Here is an 18,938-nt window from a genome sequence, read left to right as displayed (position 1 = left end):
TTCGCCTGTCCTTATTCGTGCGGCGCCACCATCGCGGCGGCAGCTTCAGCCTCCACATCGCTCATCGGCTTGTCCTTGTCCCATTTGGCGATGACGGCGGTGGCCACGGCGTTGCCGATGACGTTGGTGGCGCTGCGGCCCATGTCGAGGAAATGGTCCACCGCAAGGATCAGCAGCAGGCCGGCTTCGGGGATGTTGAAATAGGGCAGGGTGGCGGCAATCACCACCAGCGACGCGCGCGGCACGCCGGCAATGCCTTTCGATGTGATCATCAACAGGCCGAGCATTGCCAGTTCCTGCCCCAACGTCAGGTCGATGCCATAGGCCTGGGCGATGAAGATGCTGGCAAAGGCGCAGTACATCATCGAGCCATCAAGGTTGAAGCTGTAGCCAAGCGGCAGCACGAAACTGGCGATGCGGTTGGGAACGCCGAACTTTTCCAGAGATTCCAGCAATTTGGGATAAGCTGCTTCGGAGGAGGCAGTCGCGAACGTGATCAGGAACGGCTCGCGGATGATCGGGATCAGCCGGCGGATCTCGCTTGCCCCCAGCACCACGGCGCCGGCGCCCAGAAGCACGGTCCACAAGATCGCCAGCGCCAGATAGAAACCGCCGACGAACTTGCCGAAGGTGATGAGGATGCCCAGGCCCTCGACGGCAATCGAGGATGCGATGGCGGCGAACACAGCAAACGGCGCCACCTTCATGACATAGCCGGTGATGACCAGCATCAGGTGCATGATGGCATCGAGCGCGCGGTTGATCGGTGCCGCCCGCTCGCCCATGCCGATGAGCGCGACGCCGGCAAACAGCGAGAACACGACGATTTGCAGCACTTCGTTGGTCGCCATCGCCTCGATGATCGATTTGGGAAAGATGTGCCCGATGAAATCCTTGAGGTTGAACGCCTTGGTCGCCACGCCGGCGACCGCATCGCTGGCCGGCAGCGCCAGGCCGACACCGACACCGGGGGCCAGCAGGTTGACCATCAAGATGCCAAGGCCAAGGCTGACGATGGATGCGGTGATGAACCAGGCCAGCGTGCGCACGAAGGTGCGGCCCACCGCGCCGCCCGAACCCATGTGCGCGATGCCGACCGTCAGCGTCGAGAACACCAGCGGCGCGATGATCATCTTGATGAGCCGCAGGAACACATCGGTGATGATCGACAGATAGTCGGCGATCTCCTTGGCCTGCGGGGCGCTGACGCTGGCATGGACTGCATAGCCGGTGGCCAGCCCGGCAAACAGGCCGATGAGGATGCGGGTGGTGAGCGAATTGCTGGTCATACGTCCCTAGGCTTTGTCGGACAGCGCGCCGCGGTCAAGTGATTTGCACGGGCTTGGCAAGGTACGCGCCGCCGTGGCATGCCTGTGTGATGATGAAAAACCTCGCTCTTGCCGCCGTTCTTGTCCTGTCCGCGGCTCCGGCTGCTGCTGCACCCGGCGATGCCGCCGATGCCAAGGCGCTGCTGATGCGCGGTGTCGGTTTTGATACCGTCAAGGGCCGGGGCCGCACGCCGGCCTATGCCGCCGACCTCAAGGCCTATCTGGTTGCGGCCGGCTTTGCGCCCGGCGATATCGCCATCGATGAACTGCACGGCACCGCCAACCTGCATCTGCTGTGGAGGGGTGCCGGCAAGAAGCCGCCGATCGCACTGACGGCGCACATGGATGTGGTGGAAGCCGACGCCAAGGACTGGACCCGCGACCCGTTCGTGGCCGTGGAGGACGGCGGCTATATCTTCGGGCGCGGCGTGCTGGACAACAAATTCGATTTGTCGATGCTGGTGGCAACGCTGGCGCGGCTGAAGTCGCAAGGCTTCAAGCCCGGCCGCGACATTCACCTGTTCCTGTCCGGTGACGAGGAAACCGACGGATTCACCGCCGAGGTGCAGGCCAAGGCCGCCAAGGCGGCGGGCGTCGTTTTCATGCTCAACACCGATGCCGGCGGCGGCGGCCTGGATGAAGCGGGCCGGCCCAGCGGCTATCAGGTGCAGGCAGCGGAAAAAAGCTATGCCGATTTTACCATGACCGTCACCAATGCCGGCGGCCATTCCAGCACACCCGGTGCCAGCAATGCGATTGCGGAACTGGGCGCTGCTGCGGCCAAGGTGGCAGGCTATCGTTTTGCGCCGCAAATCAACGACATCACGCGTGCGTCTTTGGCCGACCAGGCCGGGCGCCGCAGCGATGCCATCGGCGGCGCCATCAAGGCGTTTCTGGCCGACCCGTCGGACCCGGCGGCATTGGCCGTGCTGCGCGCCGATCCGGGCAGCATCGGCCAGATCGGCACAACATGCGTGCCGACGCAGGTGCAGGGCGGCCATGCCCCCAACGCCCTGCCGCAGCGCGCGACGATGAACGTCAACTGCCGGATTTTCCCCGGCATTTCGGTTGAAGATACACTTTTAGAACTGGCGCGGCTGGTTGGCGCCGGCGTGGCCGTTACCTCGCAGATGGAATGGAAATCGACACCGGCCTCGCCGCTGCGCCCCGATGTCATGGGCGCCATCACCAAGGCGGTGACCGCGCGCGTGCCGGGCCTTCTGCCGGTGCCGGGCATGTCGGCCGGCGCTACCGACAGCGTCTATTACCGTGCGCTGGGTATCCCTTCGTACGGCGCGGGCAGCCTGTTCATGAAGGACAGCGACTTTTTCGCCCATGGTCTCAATGAACGCGTGCCCGCTGCAGAAATCGCCCCGGCGCTGCGGCATTGGGAAATCATCCTAAAGGACGTCGCCCGCTGACCGTTATCTTTGGTCTGGGCTGACGAATTTTCTTTTCCGATTGCGACTGCACTTTGCAGCCGTGGCCCCGTTCGGGCGCCACGGCGGCAAGTGTGAGAGATTGGTTAAGGAATTGGCGTTAACCAGTTGACAAGGTGTTAGGACTTCGTTTATTACTATGTTGAGTTGGTAAAGACATGGCGTAGGGGGCGTATGTTGGGATCGCGATTTTCAGACGCGCTGGGCGATTTCGCCAGTGCACGTTCAGGCGCGGTGGCGGCCGAAACGGCGCTGGTGCTGCCGCTGATGACCTTCGTGCTTTATGCCATCATCCGCTTCGGTGCGGCCTATAATGCCGACATCAGCCTGACCGATGCGGCCCGCATGTCGGTGCGGGAACTTGCGGTGGGGCGTGAAAGCGCGACGGTTTATACCGACACCATGGCGCGGTTCAATTCCGCTGCCGGCTTTCTGGATACCAGCAAGGCCGTTGTCACGATGAAGATCAACAACACCACCTGCGCCAGCAACGCGACCTGCCAGACGCTCATGAACGGCGCCAGTGGCCAGACGGCCCGGCTGGAGGCCAGCTACCCGTGCAACCTCAAGGTCGTCGGCGTGGATTTTGCGCCGGGTTGCATGTTGAGCGCCAATATCGCCCAGCGGATCGAATAGGGCGCGGGACATGGTCAATCCTTCCCGCATGAATGCTTTGCTTTGTCGGTTGCGCGGCGATCGCAGCGGCGCAGCTGCCGTGTATTTTGCGCTGACGATGATCGTCACCATGGGCATGTCGGCCGCCGTGCTCGATTGGGGCGAAGTGCTGCTCGCTCGCCGTGCCTTGCAGGCGGCAGTCGATTCTGCCGCGCTGGCCGGTGCGGCCTCCATTCCCGGCGGCAATGCCGTGTCGGTTGCCAACAGTTTCAGCGCCATGTCGGGCCAGGCCAATGACGGCCGCGGCACAGCGGAAATGGCGCCCGGTTATCCGCAACTGCGCTGCCTGAACAGCATCGGCGTGACCTGCACCGCGCCCAGCAATGCCAATGCCATTGTCGTGCGCCAGACGCAGCGCGTGCCGACGCGCTTTGCCCGTTTCATCGGCATTGCTGCTTATAACGTCTCGGCCACGGCCACGGCGGGCCTGACCGGCGGCAAGCCGATCCCGCTTGAAGTCATGATGGTGCTCGACACCACGGGGTCGATGAACGATGCCAACAGCAGCTGTTCCGTTCCCGGCTCCACCAAGCTCAGCTGCGCGCAGGCAGGCGGCCGCACGTTGATGAACGGGCTGGCGCCTTCGGTGAACCGAGTCGGCCTGATGACCTTTCCGGGCATGACCAGCCCATCGGAAGCCAGCAAGCAGTTCAATTGCAGCACCGACACCCCGGCCATCGCAAGTTATCGCAATTCGCCGGTCTATCAGGTGCTGCCGCTCGGCAATGATTTCCGCACCGACGACAAGACCACCGGCCTCAACACCAGTTCCAATGTCGTGCGCGCCTTTCGCGGCGGCGGCACCGGCTGCGCGCAGGGTATGAGCGCACCGGGCGGTGTCGCGACCTTTTACGCCGATGCGATAACGGCGGCGCAAAATGCGCTTGTGGCCTCGGGCCGCGTCAACACCCAGCGCGTCATCATCCTGCTCAGCGACGGCGACTCCAACGCCTCCAGCGGCAATATGCCCATCGGCCGCGCAACGGGCCAATGCCGTCAGGCGATCACGGCGGCAAACACCGCCAAGGCCGCCGGCACATGGATTTATTCCATTGCCTATGGCGCCTCGACCTCGGCAACCGGCAGTTGTTCCACCGACAGCCCGCGCATTTCCGCGTGTGAAACCATGCGGCAGATCGCCAGCGAATCCGCCAAATTCTATGTCGGCAACAACGGCACATCGACCGGCTGCACCTCGGCTGCCAATGCCGGGACCGACCTGATCAATGTGTTCAGCAACATTGCAAAATCATTCCAGCAATCGCGCCTGTTGCCTGACAATGTGACCTGACCCGATCCCGGTCGGTTAGTGAAAAAGACACTTCTGCTGTAACCCCAGTCTGTTAACGCGATATTAGCAGATGGCGTGTTAAGAGTCCGGACTGTTTGTGGGCAGTCAGGGGTAACAGATTTGTCTCGCTTCTCGGGTTTTTCACGTCGTTTTCGGGATGATCGCCGTGGCACGGTCGTGGCCGTGACGGCGCTGATGATGCCGATCCTGATCGGTTCTGCCGGCCTTGCCAGCGACACCATCCAATGGACGCTGGTCAAGCGCATGATGCAGCGCCAGGCGGATTCCGGCGCGCTTGCCGGTGCCTATGCGCTCAGCCAGGCCAGCGGCACCCAGGCCCAGATCACGGCGGCCGTGAACGCGGCGGTGAACAGCGATATCGGCCGCAATGGCGGTTACAAGATGACAGTGACGCCGGTCATCGCCACGCCGGCAACGGCCGGATTTTACAAGGATGCGGCCTCGGCAGTGCGGGTCCAGCTTGCCACCGACATGCGGCTACCGTTCACCGGCATGTTTTCGGGCCAGGTGACGCGGATCAGCGCGGCTGCCGTTGGCGAGATCGTCGGCAATGGCAATTACTGCGTGCTGGCACTGGAAACCACCAATACCACCGGCATTCCGATCGGCGGCAACGCCACGGTCGATCTCGGCTGCGGCATGATGAGCAATTCGCCGGCACTCAATTCGGCCGAAGCGGGCGGCTCAAGCTCGGTCAAGGCCAGCCCGGTGGCGGCGGTCGGCGGCGTGCCGAATGGCAACTGGGCTACGGGTACAGTGCGGATTCCTTATTCCGTCCCGTTGCGTGATCCGTTCCGCGCTGTGCCGGACCCGAACGTCTTCACCAACGGCAGCGCCCTGAACGTCGGGTCCAACCGCAGCAGCACGTTGAACCCCGGCACCTACAGCAACGTCAGTATTCAAGGCACTGCGTTGATGGCGCCGGGCGAATACATCGTCACCGGCTCGCTCGACATAGGCTCGCAGGCGCGAGTCACCGGTGCCGGCGTGGTGTTCGTTCTCACCGCCAACAACGCTGCCAGCAATACAGGTTCCATCGCAACTGTCCGCATCAATGGCGGTGCCCAGATCAACCTGACGGCTCCGGCCACCGGCACCTATGCCGGCATCTTGATGTATCAGGACCGCCGCGCGACCAATGCTGCCACGAACATCATCAACGGCAATTCGGCTTCGCGGTTTCAGGGCGCGTTCTATTTCCCGCGCCAGCAACTGCAATTCAATGGCACCAGCGGCGCGAATACCGCCTGCCTGCAACTGGTGGCCCGCACCATCGATATTCGCGGCAATGCGAGCATCACCAATGTCTGCCCGGCCAACAGCGGCGCTAAATCCTTCGATGGCACCCAGATCAAGGTGGTGAGCTGATGCGGCTGATTGCGCGTCTGGCCCGCAGCCGCAGCGGCGGTGCGGCTGCTGAACTGGCCCGCAGCCGCAGCGGCGGTGCGGCTGCCGAACTGGCATTGATGGCGCCGGTGCTGGGATCGATGTTGTTCGTCGCCATGGATCTGGGGTCCGCATTCAATACCAAGCTGGAACTGGAACAGGCGGCGCAGCGCGCACTGGAAATGGGCATCGCGCCCGGCACGACCGGCACCAGCTATACCTATCTCGGGCCCGAAGCGACTGCCGCCTATGGCAAGCCCGTCGTGTCGTCGGTTGCCACCAACTGGCTGGAATGCGCCGGCGTGAAACAAGCCAGCTGGGGCATGATCTGCCCGGCGGGGCAGACCTATGCCCGTTATGTCAACGTGGTGATCAAGGCCAATTATACGCCCCGGTTCAGCTTTGGCGGATTGCTGTCAGGCAATGGCATGAACGGCGCCTGGGTGCTGACCGGCGATGCCACGGTGCGTATCCAGTGATCCGGCGCTTGTTCCGTGATCGGCGCGGCGCTGCGGCGGCCGAATTTTCGCTGGTGCTGCCGGTGTTCCTGCTGCTGACCTTCAGCTTTATCGGCGTTGGCCAATTGTTCTGGGCCAATGCCGGCATCAACCATGCCGTTGGCGAAGGCGCCCGTGTCGCGACACTGTTCCCGCGCCGCACCAACGCGCAGATCACCACCGTCATCCTGGCCAACACCTTTGGCATGAAGGCCGCCGACATCACCGGCCCGACATATGTGACGGGTACGACGAACAGCCAGGACTGGGTCGAGATCACGGTCAGCTACAACCCGCGTTACTTTCTGTTCTTCAAGAGCGTGACGCCGGTAACGCTGCGCGAGACCCGCCGGGCGTATCGCCCCGCCTGAGACGTGCCCCTGTGTTCAGGCGCGGGGATGGGCATTCCTGTAACTGTCGAGCAGTTGCGCCGCATCGACGGCGGTATAGATCTGCGTCGATGACAGGCTGGCATGGCCCAGCAGCTCCTGCAATTGCCGCAGATCGGCGCCGCGTGCCAACAAATGCGTGGCAAAGCTGTGGCGCAGCGCATGCGGCGTCGCGCTGTCGGGCAGGCCCAGCGCCGGGCGGGCCGCGCGGATCGCCGTGCGCACGATGCCGGCATCGAGCAGCCCGCCGCGCAGCCCCCTGAACAGCGGCGCATCGCGAACCAGCGGCCAGGGGCATAGTTTGACATAGGCGGCGATGGCATCGGCGACGATGGGCAGCAGCGGCACCATTCGAGTCTTGCCGCGTTTCCCGGTGATGGCCAGCGTCTCGCCCAGCGGCAGCGCCGCGCCGGTCAGTGACAGCGCCTCGGAGATGCGCAGGCCGGCCCCATAGAGCAGCAGCAGCACCGCCATGTCGCGCGCCGCCGTCCACGGCAGGCGGGCATCTTCGCCCACGACGCTGACCAGCGCCCGCGCATCGGCGGGCGACACCGGGCGCGGCACGCGGCGGGGCAGTTTGGGCGCCTTCAGCCCGGCCATGCCATCGCAGGCGATACCATGGCTGCGCCGCACCCAGACAAGGAAGGTGCGCAGCGCCGACACTTCGCGCGCCATGCTGCTGTTCACCAGGCCCTCGCCGCGGCGCCGGGCCAGAAAGGCGCGAAAATCCGCTTGCGTCAGCGCCGGCAGCGCCGATGCCGGCACCGGCCCGCCCAGATGCTGAATCAGGAAATCCTCGAACCGTTCCAGGGTGCCGGCATAGGCCCGGACGCTATGGGGCGACAACCGCCGCTGATCGGCGATGCTGGCCAGCCATTCTGCCACCAGTGCCCGCATGATGCTCCCTTACAGGATCGATTGTCCGGTCTTTTGCCAGTCGCTGAGGAAGGTCGCCAGCCCCTTGTCGGTCAGCGCGTGATTGGCCAGCGCCTTGATCACCGCCGGCGGCATGGTGGCAACATCGGCGCCGATCTTGGCGGCCTGCAACACATGGATGGGATGGCGGACGCTGGCGACGAGGATCTGCGTCTTGAAATCGTAATTGTCATAGATGGTGCGAATGTCGTCGATCAGTTCGATACCGTCCTGCCCCATGTCGTCGAGCCGGCCGACGAACGGCGAAATGTAGGTCGCGCCAGCCTTGGCCGCGAGCAGCGCCTGGTTGGCCGAAAAGCACAAGGTGACGTTGGTCTGGATGCCCTGCGCCGTCAGTGCCTTGCAGGTCTTGAGGCCATCGAGCGTCAGGGGCAATTTGATGCAGATATTGTCGCCGAGCTTCTTCAGCACTTCGGCTTCGCGCATCATGTCGGCGTGATGGGTGGCGACAACCTCGGCGGACACCGGGCCATCGACGATGGCAGCGATTTCGCGGATGACTTCAAGGAAGTTGCGGCCCGATTTGTGGATCAGGCTGGGGTTGGTGGTGACACCGTCGAGCAGGCCGGTGTCGGCCAGGTCGCGGATATCGGCGATTTCGGCAGTGTCAGCGAAAAATTTCATGGTCGGGCCTTTTTTCGAGTCGCCCAGCGGCATAGCCCAAGCGACTGCACATGCGAAGCCCGGGCGCCAGCGCAGGTGTAGTGGTGTCAATTCCCTACGGCACCGATCCGTGACATAGTTTTTGCCGGGTCGCGATTTCGAATGGGGAATGGCACGATGCGCATGATCGAATTGCAACAGGCACTCAAGGACAAGGGCTTTGACCCTGGCCCGGTAGACGGCATCGCTGGCCGGCGAACCATCGCCGCCATCACGGCGTTCCAGACCGCCAATGGCCTTCCCGCCGATGGTGTTGCCGGGCCGGCCACATTGGCCAAGCTCGCGGGGCCTGCTGCTGCCGTGCCGCCGGCCCATGCGCTGGACAATCTGTCCATGCCCTGGCTGCAAGAGGCGATGCGCAACAGGGGGCTCAGGGAAGGGCCGGGGTCTGGGACCGACAATCCCACGATCATGGACTGGAGCAAGCGGCTTCGCATCAATTATGCCAAGGACGAGATCAGCTGGTGCGGTTTGTTCGTGGCGCATTGCGTCGGCCTGACATTGCCGACCGAGCCCCTGCCGTCGAATCCGCTTTCGGCCCGCGCCTATCAGAAATTCGGCGTGCCCTGCCCGGTGCCGCAGCCCGGCGCCATCATGGTGTTCTGGCGCGTGGCACGGACAGACTGGCGGGGCCATGTCGGCTTTTATGTCGGCGAGGATGCCAACGGTTTTCACATTCTGGGCGGCAACCAGGGCGACGCCGTTACCATCGCGCGATTCCCGCGCGACCGCTTCCTGGAGGCGCGCTGGCCCAGAACGGCGCCGGCGCCCGTCGGCAAGCCGCGCATCCTGGCGCCCAACGGCCGGTTCTCGGAAACGGAGCAATAGCGTTTAGCCGATCGCTCCCAGCAGCGGCTCGGATGCGTCCATGCGCCGGATATTTTCCGCCAGCCGTTCGAGGACGCGGCGGTTGATATCCGGGTCGCTCCACGACAGATGCGGGGTGATGCGCGCACGCGGATGACCGATCAGCGGATGGCCCGTCGGCAACGGTTCCGGGTCAGTCACATCGAGGCTGGCCCACAGGCGGTCACGCGCAAATTCCGCCAGCAGCGCCTCTTGGTCGATGATGCCGCCGCGCGCGATGTTGACGATATGGGCATCGCGCTTCATCCGCCCTAGCCGGGCGCCGTCCAGCAGATCCTGAGTCGATGCGCCGATGGGTGCGGCGATGACCAGATGGTCGGCCTGCGCGATCACTTCGTCGAGCGGCGCCACCGTGATCCACGGATCGGGCGAGGGCGCATCGCTGGCGCGGCAGGCGATGATGCGCATGCCAAAGGCGTTGGCAAACTTGCCGACCTGCCGCGCAATGTTGCCAAGGCCGATCAGCCCCAGCGTGCGGCCATTGAGGCTGGCCAGCGGCTTGCCCATCAGCATGTCGCGGCTGGGCCAGGCGTCACCGGCCTTGAGGGTAATCTCGGGCAGCCGCTTGGCGTGCGACAGCATGGCGGCCAGCGCATATTCGGCGATGGGAATGGCCGTTGTGCCCGATGCACTGGCCACCAGCGGCGCCTCGAACATCCAGGGCGGGTAGTCATCGGCGCCGGCGCTGGCGAGCTGCACAAGGCGGACCTTGCCCGGCCAGCCGGCGGGGCGGGGCGCGGCCAATGCAGCGGCGCGGTCCTCGCCCTCGCCGTGCAGCACGAACAGCACATCGGCATCGGTCGGCAGCGCCCAGCGGGCATCGGCGGGCACATGCTCCGCAGCCGTTACGCCGGGAAGCTGGGCGAGCAGCGCCGACATGGGCGGAGCAAACTGGTGGACAATGCGCATGGATGGCCTTTCAGAAACCTTGTCGCACGTCTAGCGGGGTTCCTTGGCAGACAGAAGCGTCATCGTTAGAGAGCGTCCAGACATTTTCATCAGGAGCCTTCATGCCGAGCATCACCGTCACCACCCGCGATGGCCGCGACCATGTTCTGAAGGCAGAAGCCGGCCTGTCGGTGATGGAAATCATCAAGGATGGCGGCATCGGCGAATTGCTGGCGCTGTGCGGCGGCTGCTGTTCGTGCGCGACCTGTCATGTCCATGTCGATGCGGCCCAGATGGCGCTTCTGCCGGCGATGGACGGCGACGAGGACGACCTGCTCGATTCGTCCGACCACAAGACGGCGACGTCGCGCCTGTCGTGCCAGATCCCGTTCACCGCCGCGCTCGATGGCCTGCACGTCACCATCGCGCCCGAGGATTGATGCTGACGGGCGCCATCGCAGCCGCATTTGCCAAGCAGGCCAGTTTTTGCCGCTTGTTCGATGCGCCCTTCACGGCGCTGGTGTGCGAGGCTGCGGCGCTGGCGTTTGACGAGAGCAGCGCCATGGGCCGCGCCGTCATCGCCTGGCCGGGGGAAGCCTTTGCCGATGCGCTGATGATGCGGGTGACTGGCGGCTTTCATGCGCTGGTACGCAGCGGCGCTGTTCCTGTGCTGACTGCGCTTTATCCGCCGGCACCACTGCCGGATGTCCGGGTGCTTGCCGATGCCTTGCGGGCTGTGCTTGCCGATCCCGCCCTGGATGCGGCGCTGCTGCCATGGCTGGCTGGCCCGCCGCAGACCAACGAGGTGATGCGGTCGGCGGTGCTGATGCCCGGCATGATGGTCATCGCCGCGATGACCGGCCTGCCGCTTCGCCTGTTCGAACTGGGTGCCAGCGCCGGGCTCAACCTCAACATGGACCGGTTTGCTTATGATCTGGGCGGCGTTGCGGCTGGCGATGCGGCCAGTGCCGTGCGAATCACGCCCGTGTGGACTGGCCCGGCGCCGCCGGACCTATCAGTGCAGGTTCTCGAACGGCGCGGGGTCGATATCAACCCGCTCGACGTCGCAGACCCGGCAACGGTCACGCGGTTGGTGGCCTTTGTCTGGCCCGACCAGCCGGGGCGCATTGCCCGCGCCGAAGCGGCGATTGCCATCGCCCGGAGCCGTCCGCCACCCGAAAGGGGCGATGCCGCAGCCTTTGCGCAAGCGCAAGTCGCGGTGCATCCCGGCAGCACTGCGGTCGTCTATCACTCCATCGCGCATCAGTATTTTCCGCCTGAAACCAAGGCACGGCTGGCTGCGCATATGGGCCGTGCCGGCGCGACGGCGACCGCGCAGGCGCCGCTGGCGTGGCTGAGGTACGAAATGGACGACGCCAGTGTCGCCGATCTGCCGACGTTGCGCTTGACCTTGTGGCGCGGGCAGGGCGAGGAATCGCAGCTGCTGGCACGCGCCCATCCCCATGGGAGCTTCGTGCAATGGCAATGATTCTTGCCTCGGCCAGCCCGCGCCGCGTCGATCTGCTGGCGCGGCTGGGCGTGGTGCCCGATGCGATCGACCCGGCCGATATCGATGAAACGCCGACCAAGGCCGAGATCCCGCGCAACCATGCCGAGCGGCTGGCGCGGGAAAAATGCCTCTGCGTGGCGGCGCGCCATCCCGGCGCGCTGGTGCTGGCGGCCGATACCGTGGTTGCCGTGGGCCGGCGCATCCTGCCCAAGGCGCAGGACGAGGGCACCGCGCGTGCCTGTCTGGCGCTGCTTTCGGGCCGCCGCCACCGCGTGCTGACGGCTGTTGCGGTGATGGGTGCGAACGCGCGCCTGCATGAACGGCTCAGCGAAACCCAGGTGATTTTCCACCGGCTGTCCGCCGGCGACATCGACGCGCTGTTGGCGGCTGGCGACTGGCACGGCAAGGCCGGCGGCTATGCCCTGCAAGGCAGCGCCGAAGCCTATGTGCGCTGGATGGCCGGCAGCTGGTCCGGTGTCGTCGGCCTGCCGCTGGCCGACACGCGGGTGTTGCTGCGCGCCGCCGGCTATCATGCCTGAATCGCGCGCCGAGGCGCTGGTCGAGATTGGGCTGGGCGCCGTCCGCGCGCTGGTGATGGACGGCGACACCGTGCGCGAGGCGCATCTTGAGCGGGACGATGCCGGGCTGCAGCCCGGTACCGTCGTCGAGGCTCGGCTGACGAGTATTCTTGTGCCCGGCAAGCGCGGCATCGTGCGAATCGGCACGCACGAAGCCTTGCTCGAACCGCTTCCGCGCCCAGCCGAAGGCGCGCTGCGGCACATGACCGAGGGTGCGTTGCTGCGCGCCGAAGTGGTGCGCGCCGCCATTCCCGAGGCCGGCCGGCCGCGCCTTGCCAAGGTGCGTGCAACCGAGGCGCCTCTGGCCGAAGGTGCCGATCTGGTCACCCGGCTGCGCGCTGCGGGGCACGGCATCACGCTGCTCGGTGGCTCCAGGCTTTCTGGCTCTGGCCCAGACCGGCTGGAGGCTGCCGGCTGGAGCGAAATGGTCGAAGCGGCCATGACCGGCCATGTCGCCTTTGCCGGCGGGATGCTGACCATCAGCCCGACGCCCGCGATGACCGTGATCGATGTCGATGGCCCCGGTGACAGCGAGGCCCTGGCGCAGGCGGCGGCAACGGCGGTGGCCAGCGCCCTGCGGCTGCTGGGTATCACCGGATCGGTCGCGGTCGATTTCCCCAGCATCGCCGGCAAGGCGGCCCGCGCCGCGCTTGATGCGCAGCTCGCAGCCGCGCTGACGGTGCAACTGGAGGGGCCGTTCGAGAAAACCGCGATCAACGGTTTTGGCCTCGTCCAGATCGTGCGGCCTCGGGCGTTTCCCAGCCTGCTCGAACAAGTGCGAGCGCCGGGCTTTGCCGCGCTGGAACTGCTGCGCCGCGCGGCCCGGCATATCGGCGGCGGCACGTTGACCGCGCACCCGCAGGTCACCGGCTGGCTGGAAAGGCGGCCGGACCTGATTGCGGCGCTGGCGCGGCAAATCGGCGGGCCTGTGTCCTTGGCAACCGACGCCGGACTTGCGATGATGGCCGGGCATGTCGCCTGAAAAGCCAATGGCAGAAAAACCCTGCGCCTATTGCGGCCGCGCCCCCCGCGTGGCGGCGTTCGCGCCGTTCTGCTCACGCGGCTGCGAGGACCGCGATCTGCTGCAATGGCTTGGCGAAGGCTATAAGGTGCCGGCGGTTTCCAACGCCGATGAACTTACCGACACGCCGGGGCTGGACAGCGGCGATTTGGACGGCTAAACGCTCGCCTCCCGCCCGGCTTACCCTGCCGGAGCGATGTTGTGCCCGGGTAGCTCAGGGGTAGAGCAGGGGATTGAAAATCCCCGTGTCGGTGGTTCAAATCCGCCCCCGGGCACCATATTTTTTCTTTTATAATCAACACTTTATCGGACCTCTTTTTTCGGCGTCTGGGCGCCGTTTTGCAGGCGTTTTGCAACTGGCTCGCCGAAACTGCGCTCGAGCTTGGCAATGGCCATGTCTGCCTGAACCCGCGTTCGTGCCTGATATTTGTCCAACATGGCGGCAATCGATCGCTGAGAATGACCCGTGATCGCCGCAATTTGGGAGGGCGTGCATTCCGCGTCGGCAAGCCGCGTGACGGCGGTCCCGCGCAAGTCGTGGAAGGTGAGGCCGTCAAGGCCAGCGGCGAGCGTTGCAGCGCGCCATTCGTGCCGGAAGTGATCTGCCTTCCATGGCAGGCCGGCCGGCGCTGTGAGGATGGTTGTTGCCCTTCGCGGCGCGGCGTCCAGGGCGCGCTTTAGCTCCCGCGTCACCGGTATTTCGACACGGGCGCCGGTTTTTGATTGTGTGACCTTGAGATAGGTCCCGTCATAGGCGTTCCATGACAGCCGCAACAGGTCGCCTTGGCGCTGGCCCGTGTCCCGCGCCAGCACCAGGGCGAAAAGCAGGGGCGGCGCGGCGGCGGCCGTGAAAGCTGCAATATGATCGGGGAGCCATATTTTCTCGCTTCGATCGGAGCGGTATTTTTTCCCCGGCTTGGCAGCGTGGTTGACGGCTAGAAAGCCTTCATTGTTCGCCCATGACAAGATGCGCCCAAGCACCGTGATAGCATAGTCGGCTTGCCGGGCGCTGGCCTTGGCGAGCTCGTTGCGCCAGGCGAGAAAGTCGCGCCTGATCCGATGATCGGCAATCGCGCCCTGTGGCGCGGCCCCGAATTCGGCTTCGATTTTGGCAATCTGTTTCAAATAGTCCCGCTTTGTCGCATCGGCGAGGCCGGCAAATTCGTCACTGGCGCGATAGCCGGAGATCCACGCCTGAAAGGTGTTGCCGTGGCGCTCGGGCGCCGTGCGGGTCGCATCGGCGCGCTGCCAGCTTTCGACAAATTCAGGGGAGCCCGGCTTGCCCTCGAGCCGCAGCCCGCTGAGGCGGTGGTAATGATAAACCCGCCGCTCCCCCGTCGCCAGGCGGCGCGTCACGCGGTTTATGCCTGAAAGCCTGATACGGGTCACGATTGGCCCTTTTTGGCCTGCCAATTGTCATATTCGCTGGCGGGCGAATGACCCGCCGCCCTGATAGTGATGCACCCAGTCACTTCAATGCTGACTTCGCCAAACTTCACGCCCTCAGCCTTGAGAGCGCGCAAGGCGCGCGTAAGGTCAGCCTGCTTGAAGGTTGCGGGGCGGTTCATTTCGGCTTGTAATCCTTGAACAGGACATTCGGCGCGGGATCGGTGGGGGCGACCTTTGGGGCGGGGGTGGTCGCATCGGTAAAGGCCAAGAATCGCGCACGGCGGGCGCGGTGCGCCTGCCAGAACCGTTCTTGCTCAGCGGCAAGGCGGCGGCTTGTCACTGCGAGGACGCTTTATTGAACACGTCATTCACGCGAGCCATCACCCGCCGACGGGAGGCCGAGAGATTCAAAAGCACCACTTGAGACAAATCATTACCCGGCCCGCCCATGGAAAGCCGGTCGCGCTCAATCCATGGGAGCAATTCGCGGGCGGTGCCGATCATCGCATGACCGCGCCCGTCATCGTCATCCGGCGCTCGAGATTCCCCGACCAACGCGCAGGCTAAGAACAAATCTGCCTCTCCGACGCGGGCTAGAGCTGTGTCGAATTGCCCTGCAGTGTTGCGGATCATGGCATCGATCAAATTACTAGGCAGCCGCGACACGGTTGCCTGTTGGAACAGGTCCAGGGCAAAGGCGTCGGCCAAAGTGTATTTGGCTCTGGCAGAGGGGCGCGGATCTCGCTCGTCCACATAAGAACCGATCTGATCGAGGGGGAAAAACCCCAGCAATCTGCGCGCGCGCCGCGTGTCGAAATCGCTCTTTTTCATCCCTGCTAGGGCCAGAACCTGTGAAAGCATCAGCATATTAATTCCACCTTTCCGGCCCCATATAGCTAACTTAATATTAGCTGACAAGCGGTGATTATGTTAGCAGATGGTGGCGGCCGGTCATTATCGCTGCTACCCGAGGGCAAAGGCGAACCACGACGCCCGCAAACGGGTGAGGGTCCTCTCCGCTAAAATCGTCAATCCTGCTGATCGAAGCCGGATCGCCCGGAAAACCGCCGAGGCCAAGGCGATGCAGCGAAACCCATGCAAGCGCCGCCATATCCTCGAAAGTTTCGACTGGAGCGCGAAACACGGCTTCTTCGGCCAGGCCAATCAAAGGTGTGCGAGCATCCAATTCCCCTTCTGGGAGGTTCGGCGCCTCGCAATACTTCAAGGCGGAAACCCAAACCCGAAAGGCATAGATCATGCCGGATTCGGCAATCGGCGTTGCAGGCACGGGCACAGTTGTGCTGAGGGTGTCGATAGCTTTGGTCATGGGTCACTCCATGGTCAGGGTTAGAGCCGGGCGGGAAGCTGTAACTTCCCCCCGGCTCGCTACCGTGTTATCAGGGTTGCAATGACCGGTCAAGAAACCCTGTTAACAAAGAAACGTGGACCCAAGCCAACAGGGCAGGGGACGTTGGTCGGTGTGCGCCTGCAACCGGACTTGCTCGAGCTGCTGGACGCTTGGATTGCATCGCAGCCCTTGCCGGCACCTTCACGCCCTGAGGCCGTGCGGCGGCTGCTGACTGGCGCCCTTGGGGCGCAATAGCGGCGGTTCGGGCGTGGTTCGGACATAACAAAGCCCCGTGGACGCTTCTCGCATCCACGGGGCTTTGCTTTGGCTGCCGATAACCGGGGCTCCCGAGTAGATCGGGTGGGGGCGGTCATCGGCTTGGCTCCAAGGGCGCGCCGAACGCCCTTCAACTACCCCCGATCTTTATACGCCGGGGTTGCGATAGGTGCCGCGATGATCGACGGCCCCGCACCCAAAATCCAGCACAACCTTGTATTCCATCCCGAGAACGTCCCAGCCATCACGGCTTGAAAGCTGCGGACCTACCGCGCCGTCAAGATAGGCATATTCCAGCACCGGCCAGGCTGCCGGATCGGCGAACAGGCGCCAGGACGTGCCAGTGAGGCGCGGATCAACCGCCAGCTCGAGACGGCCGGAGAAGGGGTTGACGCCGGCCGGGGTGTTTGGCGTCAAATTGGCAAGCATCGTTTCGGCGAGTGTTTCCAGCGCACTGGGGACAAGCAGCGTGCTGAATTCCACATTCAGCGGCGAAGTGCCGTCCAGGTCCTTTTGATCGCGGCCGGCTTGGCGGGCAGCGCCAAGGCTCGTCACGCTGATCGCGCCGCCAGCGGCGGCCACATTCCCGCGCGACGTGTGATAGAGCGGGTTGGTGTCGGAAAGCGTGACGCCGGCGCCGCTGTTTGCATTGATGAGGGCCGCGAGCTGCTGCGCTTCGGTTTCGGCCGCGCCGCGTGCCATGACCCGGAGCGGATCGGCAAAGGCGCCCAGGTCGTCATTGATGATGGCCTGCCGGCTGATTCCGAAAATCTTGGAGAAGGTGCCGAGGCGATAGGTTTCCGAACCCTCGAACATCGTGCCGCGCCGGACTTCGCCGCTTTCGCCGACAAGATCGAGCGTAGGCGCGCCGCCAAGTTTCAGGGCCGTCAGCGCGCGGAAGTCGGGGGCGGTGCGCTGTCGTGCAACGCGCTTGATGGCGGATTCGGCCAGGGCGAAAGTGTCGAGCAGGAAGCGATTGCCTGAGGCAGTAAGCAGGCCCTTGAAGTCGGATGTGGTGTGCATCGCGCGCTCGAGAATTTCGGCATCAGATTTCCAGCGGACATTCTCGCCGCTCGCCTCGAGCATCGCACGCGCCATGCCCACCAGGCCAGCGCCCATGAATTCGCGCGCATGCGCGGGCGGCGCCTTGCCGGACATGCGGGCAAGAAGCGCGTCACCAATCCGGGCGCGAAGGGTTTCGTTCGGGTCATTCAGGACGCTGGCGCCCCTGCCGGACACACGCGGCGCTTGATCCTTGGCGACAAAATGACGGGATAGCATGGCGGTAAGACTTTCGTTGCTGAATGGGGTTGCCGCGTGCCGTTCCATAAGATCGGCTGCAACGGTGTCGGAGAGGCCGCAATCGGCGGCGCGGCGGCGAATGGTGGCAAGGCTGAGGCTGCGCCCGGCCGAGGCCGGCGAATCGTCAAGCGAGCGAATGTGCGTGGCAGGATCGGCCGGGATGGGAACCAGGCTGATTTCGTGGGGCTCCCAGTCGATCGCGCGCATCTGCTTGCGCTCGCCGTCGGCGGTTGCCACGGGCTCATACTGGTGCACCATGTAGCCTACCGAGACGTTGCGGACATGGCCGGCGAGCACCTTGGCGACGACATCGGCCGCGTCGGGTGTGTCTGCAAGGCGAATGCGGGCAACGCCCTGCCCATTGGCCATGCGCGCCGAGCCGGGAACAACCGAGCCAACCACGCCCTCGAGCGTGTGGCGGTCATGAACGCGAAGCACCGGAGCGCCAGCGTTGAGCCGGTCCAGGCGGACTGCCTGAGGGTCCGTTGACAGTATTTCGTCAAACTCACCTTCGGCCCAGTCGTAGCGGCGGACGGCCGCGCCTGTGGTCCAGATGACTTCAAAGCTGCCATCGGCTTCATTGTAGGAAGCCGGGACGGTGGATGCGGCACGGGTTGCCATGCAACCGGTGGGCGGGGTGAAGGAGCGGGGTGCGTTCGTCATGCCCTCAAGCTGGCGCATCGGGGCGGCGGCGGCGAGTGTGCAAATGCGTGCGAATGCGTGCAAATGCGTGCATTTGCGTGCACGGCGGGCTTATGCCGCCTTGCCGAGCGGAGCTTCGGACGGCGCCGGCACCGGTTCGACACGCTGCGACATGGCGAAGGCCATGAGATCGGCGAAGGTATAGGTGATGCGGCCGGTGGAGCTGCGATAAAAGGTGATTCTCCCCTCCCGCCGCCAGCGCCGGATCGTGCAAGGGTGCACTTGCAGGACGCGGGCGGCGGCTTTTTCGCCAAATAATTCGGGATCGTTGGCAATCACGATAGTCATTCCTTGTAATAAAAGCCTGTATTGATTTCCAGTATGGTCAGCGCGGCAAGTATTTCCAAACTCATTTGCGCGCCCGCTTTGCGCCTAACTCATTGAACGCAAACGATGTTTAATTCAGGGACGTAGCTACCCGCTCTGTGTTTG

The 18,938-nt window shown here is 64.4% G+C and carries 22 protein-coding genes and 1 tRNA gene; 13 read left to right on the top strand and 10 right to left on the bottom strand.

Translation table 11 applies throughout. From position 1 onward, the window contains the following. Nucleotides 1-11: 11 nt before the first annotated feature. The gene (locus RMQ73_RS10205) at nucleotides 12-1,289 is read right to left on the bottom strand and encodes a dicarboxylate/amino acid:cation symporter (protein ID WP_310498116.1); all 1,278 of its coding nucleotides are present in this window, start codon (nucleotides 1,287-1,289) and stop codon (nucleotides 12-14) included. 89 nt (nucleotides 1,290-1,378) lie between these two features. Between RMQ73_RS10205 and RMQ73_RS10200 the strand changes: the two genes are divergently transcribed. The 6 genes from RMQ73_RS10200 to RMQ73_RS10175 all read left to right on the top strand — a co-directional run bounded on the left by RMQ73_RS10200 (nucleotide 1,379) and on the right by RMQ73_RS10175 (nucleotide 7,008). After that, on the top strand, nucleotides 1,379-2,749 hold the full coding sequence (locus RMQ73_RS10200) for a M20/M25/M40 family metallo-hydrolase (RefSeq protein ID WP_310498115.1): 1,371 nt from the start codon (nucleotides 1,379-1,381) through the stop codon (nucleotides 2,747-2,749). A 192-nt stretch (nucleotides 2,750-2,941) separates the two neighbouring features. Continuing rightward, nucleotides 2,942-3,403: a TadE/TadG family type IV pilus assembly protein gene (locus RMQ73_RS10195; RefSeq protein WP_310498114.1), complete on the top strand. Its 462-nt coding sequence runs from the start codon at nucleotides 2,942-2,944 to the stop codon at nucleotides 3,401-3,403. Between the two features lie 28 nt (nucleotides 3,404-3,431). Next, nucleotides 3,432-4,733 carry a TadE/TadG family protein gene (locus tag RMQ73_RS10190; protein WP_310498113.1) on the top strand — a complete coding sequence of 434 codons (1,302 nt, stop codon included), beginning with the start codon at nucleotides 3,432-3,434 and terminating at the stop codon, nucleotides 4,731-4,733. Nucleotides 4,734-4,853: 120 nt separating this feature from the next. After that, nucleotides 4,854-6,122 (top strand): hypothetical protein, encoded by a 1,269-nt coding sequence (locus tag RMQ73_RS10185; protein WP_310498112.1) that lies wholly within the window; start codon nucleotides 4,854-4,856, stop codon nucleotides 6,120-6,122. Next, nucleotides 6,122-6,619, top strand: a complete 498-nt coding sequence (locus RMQ73_RS10180) for a pilus assembly protein (protein ID WP_310498111.1) — start codon at nucleotides 6,122-6,124, stop codon at nucleotides 6,617-6,619. The genes RMQ73_RS10185 and RMQ73_RS10180 overlap by 1 nt, the downstream gene beginning before the upstream one ends. Further along, a complete protein-coding gene (locus RMQ73_RS10175; RefSeq protein WP_310498109.1) occupies nucleotides 6,616-7,008 on the top strand; it encodes a pilus assembly protein in 393 nt (130 codons plus the stop codon). Before RMQ73_RS10180 ends, RMQ73_RS10175 begins: the two co-directional genes overlap by 4 nt. A 15-nt stretch (nucleotides 7,009-7,023) precedes the next feature. Here the strand turns inward: RMQ73_RS10175 and RMQ73_RS10170 are convergent, their stop codons facing one another. Together RMQ73_RS10170 and fsa are read right to left on the bottom strand one after the other, a co-directional pair. Beyond that, complete coding sequence (locus RMQ73_RS10170) at nucleotides 7,024-7,923, bottom strand: tyrosine recombinase XerC (RefSeq protein ID WP_310498108.1); 900 nt, start codon at nucleotides 7,921-7,923, stop codon at nucleotides 7,024-7,026. Nucleotides 7,924-7,932: 9 nt separating this feature from the next. Further along, a complete protein-coding gene (gene fsa, locus RMQ73_RS10165; RefSeq protein WP_310498107.1) occupies nucleotides 7,933-8,586 on the bottom strand; it encodes a fructose-6-phosphate aldolase in 654 nt (217 codons plus the stop codon). Between the two features lie 162 nt (nucleotides 8,587-8,748). Between fsa and RMQ73_RS10160 the strand changes: the two genes are divergently transcribed. After that, nucleotides 8,749-9,453 (top strand): TIGR02594 family protein, encoded by a 705-nt coding sequence (locus tag RMQ73_RS10160; RefSeq protein WP_310498105.1) that lies wholly within the window; start codon nucleotides 8,749-8,751, stop codon nucleotides 9,451-9,453. Between the two features lie 3 nt (nucleotides 9,454-9,456). Here the strand turns inward: RMQ73_RS10160 and RMQ73_RS10155 are convergent, their stop codons facing one another. Continuing rightward, entirely contained in the window at nucleotides 9,457-10,401 is a 945-nt protein-coding gene (locus RMQ73_RS10155; RefSeq protein ID WP_310498104.1) for an NAD(P)-dependent oxidoreductase, read from the bottom strand. A gap of 101 nt (nucleotides 10,402-10,502) precedes the next feature. Between RMQ73_RS10155 and RMQ73_RS10150 the strand changes: the two genes are divergently transcribed. From RMQ73_RS10150 to RMQ73_RS10125, 6 genes are all read left to right on the top strand, one after another. Next, nucleotides 10,503-10,820, top strand: a complete 318-nt coding sequence (locus RMQ73_RS10150; protein ID WP_310498103.1) for a 2Fe-2S iron-sulfur cluster-binding protein — start codon at nucleotides 10,503-10,505, stop codon at nucleotides 10,818-10,820. Next, nucleotides 10,820-11,869 carry a DUF2332 family protein gene (locus tag RMQ73_RS10145; protein WP_310498102.1) on the top strand — a complete coding sequence of 350 codons (1,050 nt, stop codon included), beginning with the start codon at nucleotides 10,820-10,822 and terminating at the stop codon, nucleotides 11,867-11,869. Before RMQ73_RS10150 ends, RMQ73_RS10145 begins: the two co-directional genes overlap by 1 nt. Continuing rightward, the gene (locus RMQ73_RS10140) at nucleotides 11,860-12,429 is read left to right on the top strand and encodes a Maf family nucleotide pyrophosphatase (RefSeq protein ID WP_310498101.1); all 570 of its coding nucleotides are present in this window, start codon (nucleotides 11,860-11,862) and stop codon (nucleotides 12,427-12,429) included. The genes RMQ73_RS10145 and RMQ73_RS10140 overlap by 10 nt, the downstream gene beginning before the upstream one ends. Next, nucleotides 12,422-13,450, top strand: a complete 1,029-nt coding sequence (locus RMQ73_RS10135) for a ribonuclease E/G (protein WP_310498100.1) — start codon at nucleotides 12,422-12,424, stop codon at nucleotides 13,448-13,450. Before RMQ73_RS10140 ends, RMQ73_RS10135 begins: the two co-directional genes overlap by 8 nt. A gap of 7 nt (nucleotides 13,451-13,457) precedes the next feature. After that, nucleotides 13,458-13,649 (top strand): DNA gyrase inhibitor YacG, encoded by a 192-nt coding sequence (gene yacG, locus RMQ73_RS10130; RefSeq protein WP_310498098.1) that lies wholly within the window; start codon nucleotides 13,458-13,460, stop codon nucleotides 13,647-13,649. A 43-nt stretch (nucleotides 13,650-13,692) separates the two neighbouring features. Beyond that, nucleotides 13,693-13,767 (top strand) — tRNA-Phe (locus RMQ73_RS10125). A 25-nt stretch (nucleotides 13,768-13,792) separates the two neighbouring features. On the opposite strand, the gene RMQ73_RS10120 is transcribed toward RMQ73_RS10125, so the two are convergent. The 6 genes from RMQ73_RS10120 to RMQ73_RS10095 form a co-directional block, all read right to left on the bottom strand. Next, nucleotides 13,793-14,845 carry a tyrosine-type recombinase/integrase gene (locus RMQ73_RS10120; protein ID WP_310498097.1) on the bottom strand — a complete coding sequence of 351 codons (1,053 nt, stop codon included), beginning with the start codon at nucleotides 14,843-14,845 and terminating at the stop codon, nucleotides 13,793-13,795. Between the two features lie 29 nt (nucleotides 14,846-14,874). Next, complete coding sequence (locus RMQ73_RS10115) at nucleotides 14,875-15,057, bottom strand: hypothetical protein (RefSeq protein WP_310498096.1); 183 nt, start codon at nucleotides 15,055-15,057, stop codon at nucleotides 14,875-14,877. Between the two features lie 157 nt (nucleotides 15,058-15,214). Next, nucleotides 15,215-15,745 carry a hypothetical protein gene (locus tag RMQ73_RS10110; RefSeq protein ID WP_310498095.1) on the bottom strand — a complete coding sequence of 177 codons (531 nt, stop codon included), beginning with the start codon at nucleotides 15,743-15,745 and terminating at the stop codon, nucleotides 15,215-15,217. A gap of 58 nt (nucleotides 15,746-15,803) precedes the next feature. Then, complete coding sequence (locus RMQ73_RS10105) at nucleotides 15,804-16,205, bottom strand: hypothetical protein (protein ID WP_310498094.1); 402 nt, start codon at nucleotides 16,203-16,205, stop codon at nucleotides 15,804-15,806. A 444-nt stretch (nucleotides 16,206-16,649) separates the two neighbouring features. Continuing rightward, nucleotides 16,650-18,467 (bottom strand): HK97 family phage prohead protease, encoded by a 1,818-nt coding sequence (locus tag RMQ73_RS10100; protein WP_310498093.1) that lies wholly within the window; start codon nucleotides 18,465-18,467, stop codon nucleotides 16,650-16,652. 90 nt (nucleotides 18,468-18,557) lie between these two features. Next, the gene (locus RMQ73_RS10095; RefSeq protein ID WP_310498091.1) at nucleotides 18,558-18,785 is read right to left on the bottom strand and encodes a helix-turn-helix domain-containing protein; all 228 of its coding nucleotides are present in this window, start codon (nucleotides 18,783-18,785) and stop codon (nucleotides 18,558-18,560) included. Nucleotides 18,786-18,938 lie beyond the last annotated feature (153 nt).

The sequence above is a fragment of the Sandarakinorhabdus sp. genome (assembly GCF_031430775.1).
In the GTDB taxonomy this organism is placed as follows: domain Bacteria; phylum Pseudomonadota; class Alphaproteobacteria; order Sphingomonadales; family Sphingomonadaceae; genus Sandarakinorhabdus.
This window is presented reverse-complemented; position numbering and strand designations above follow the sequence as displayed.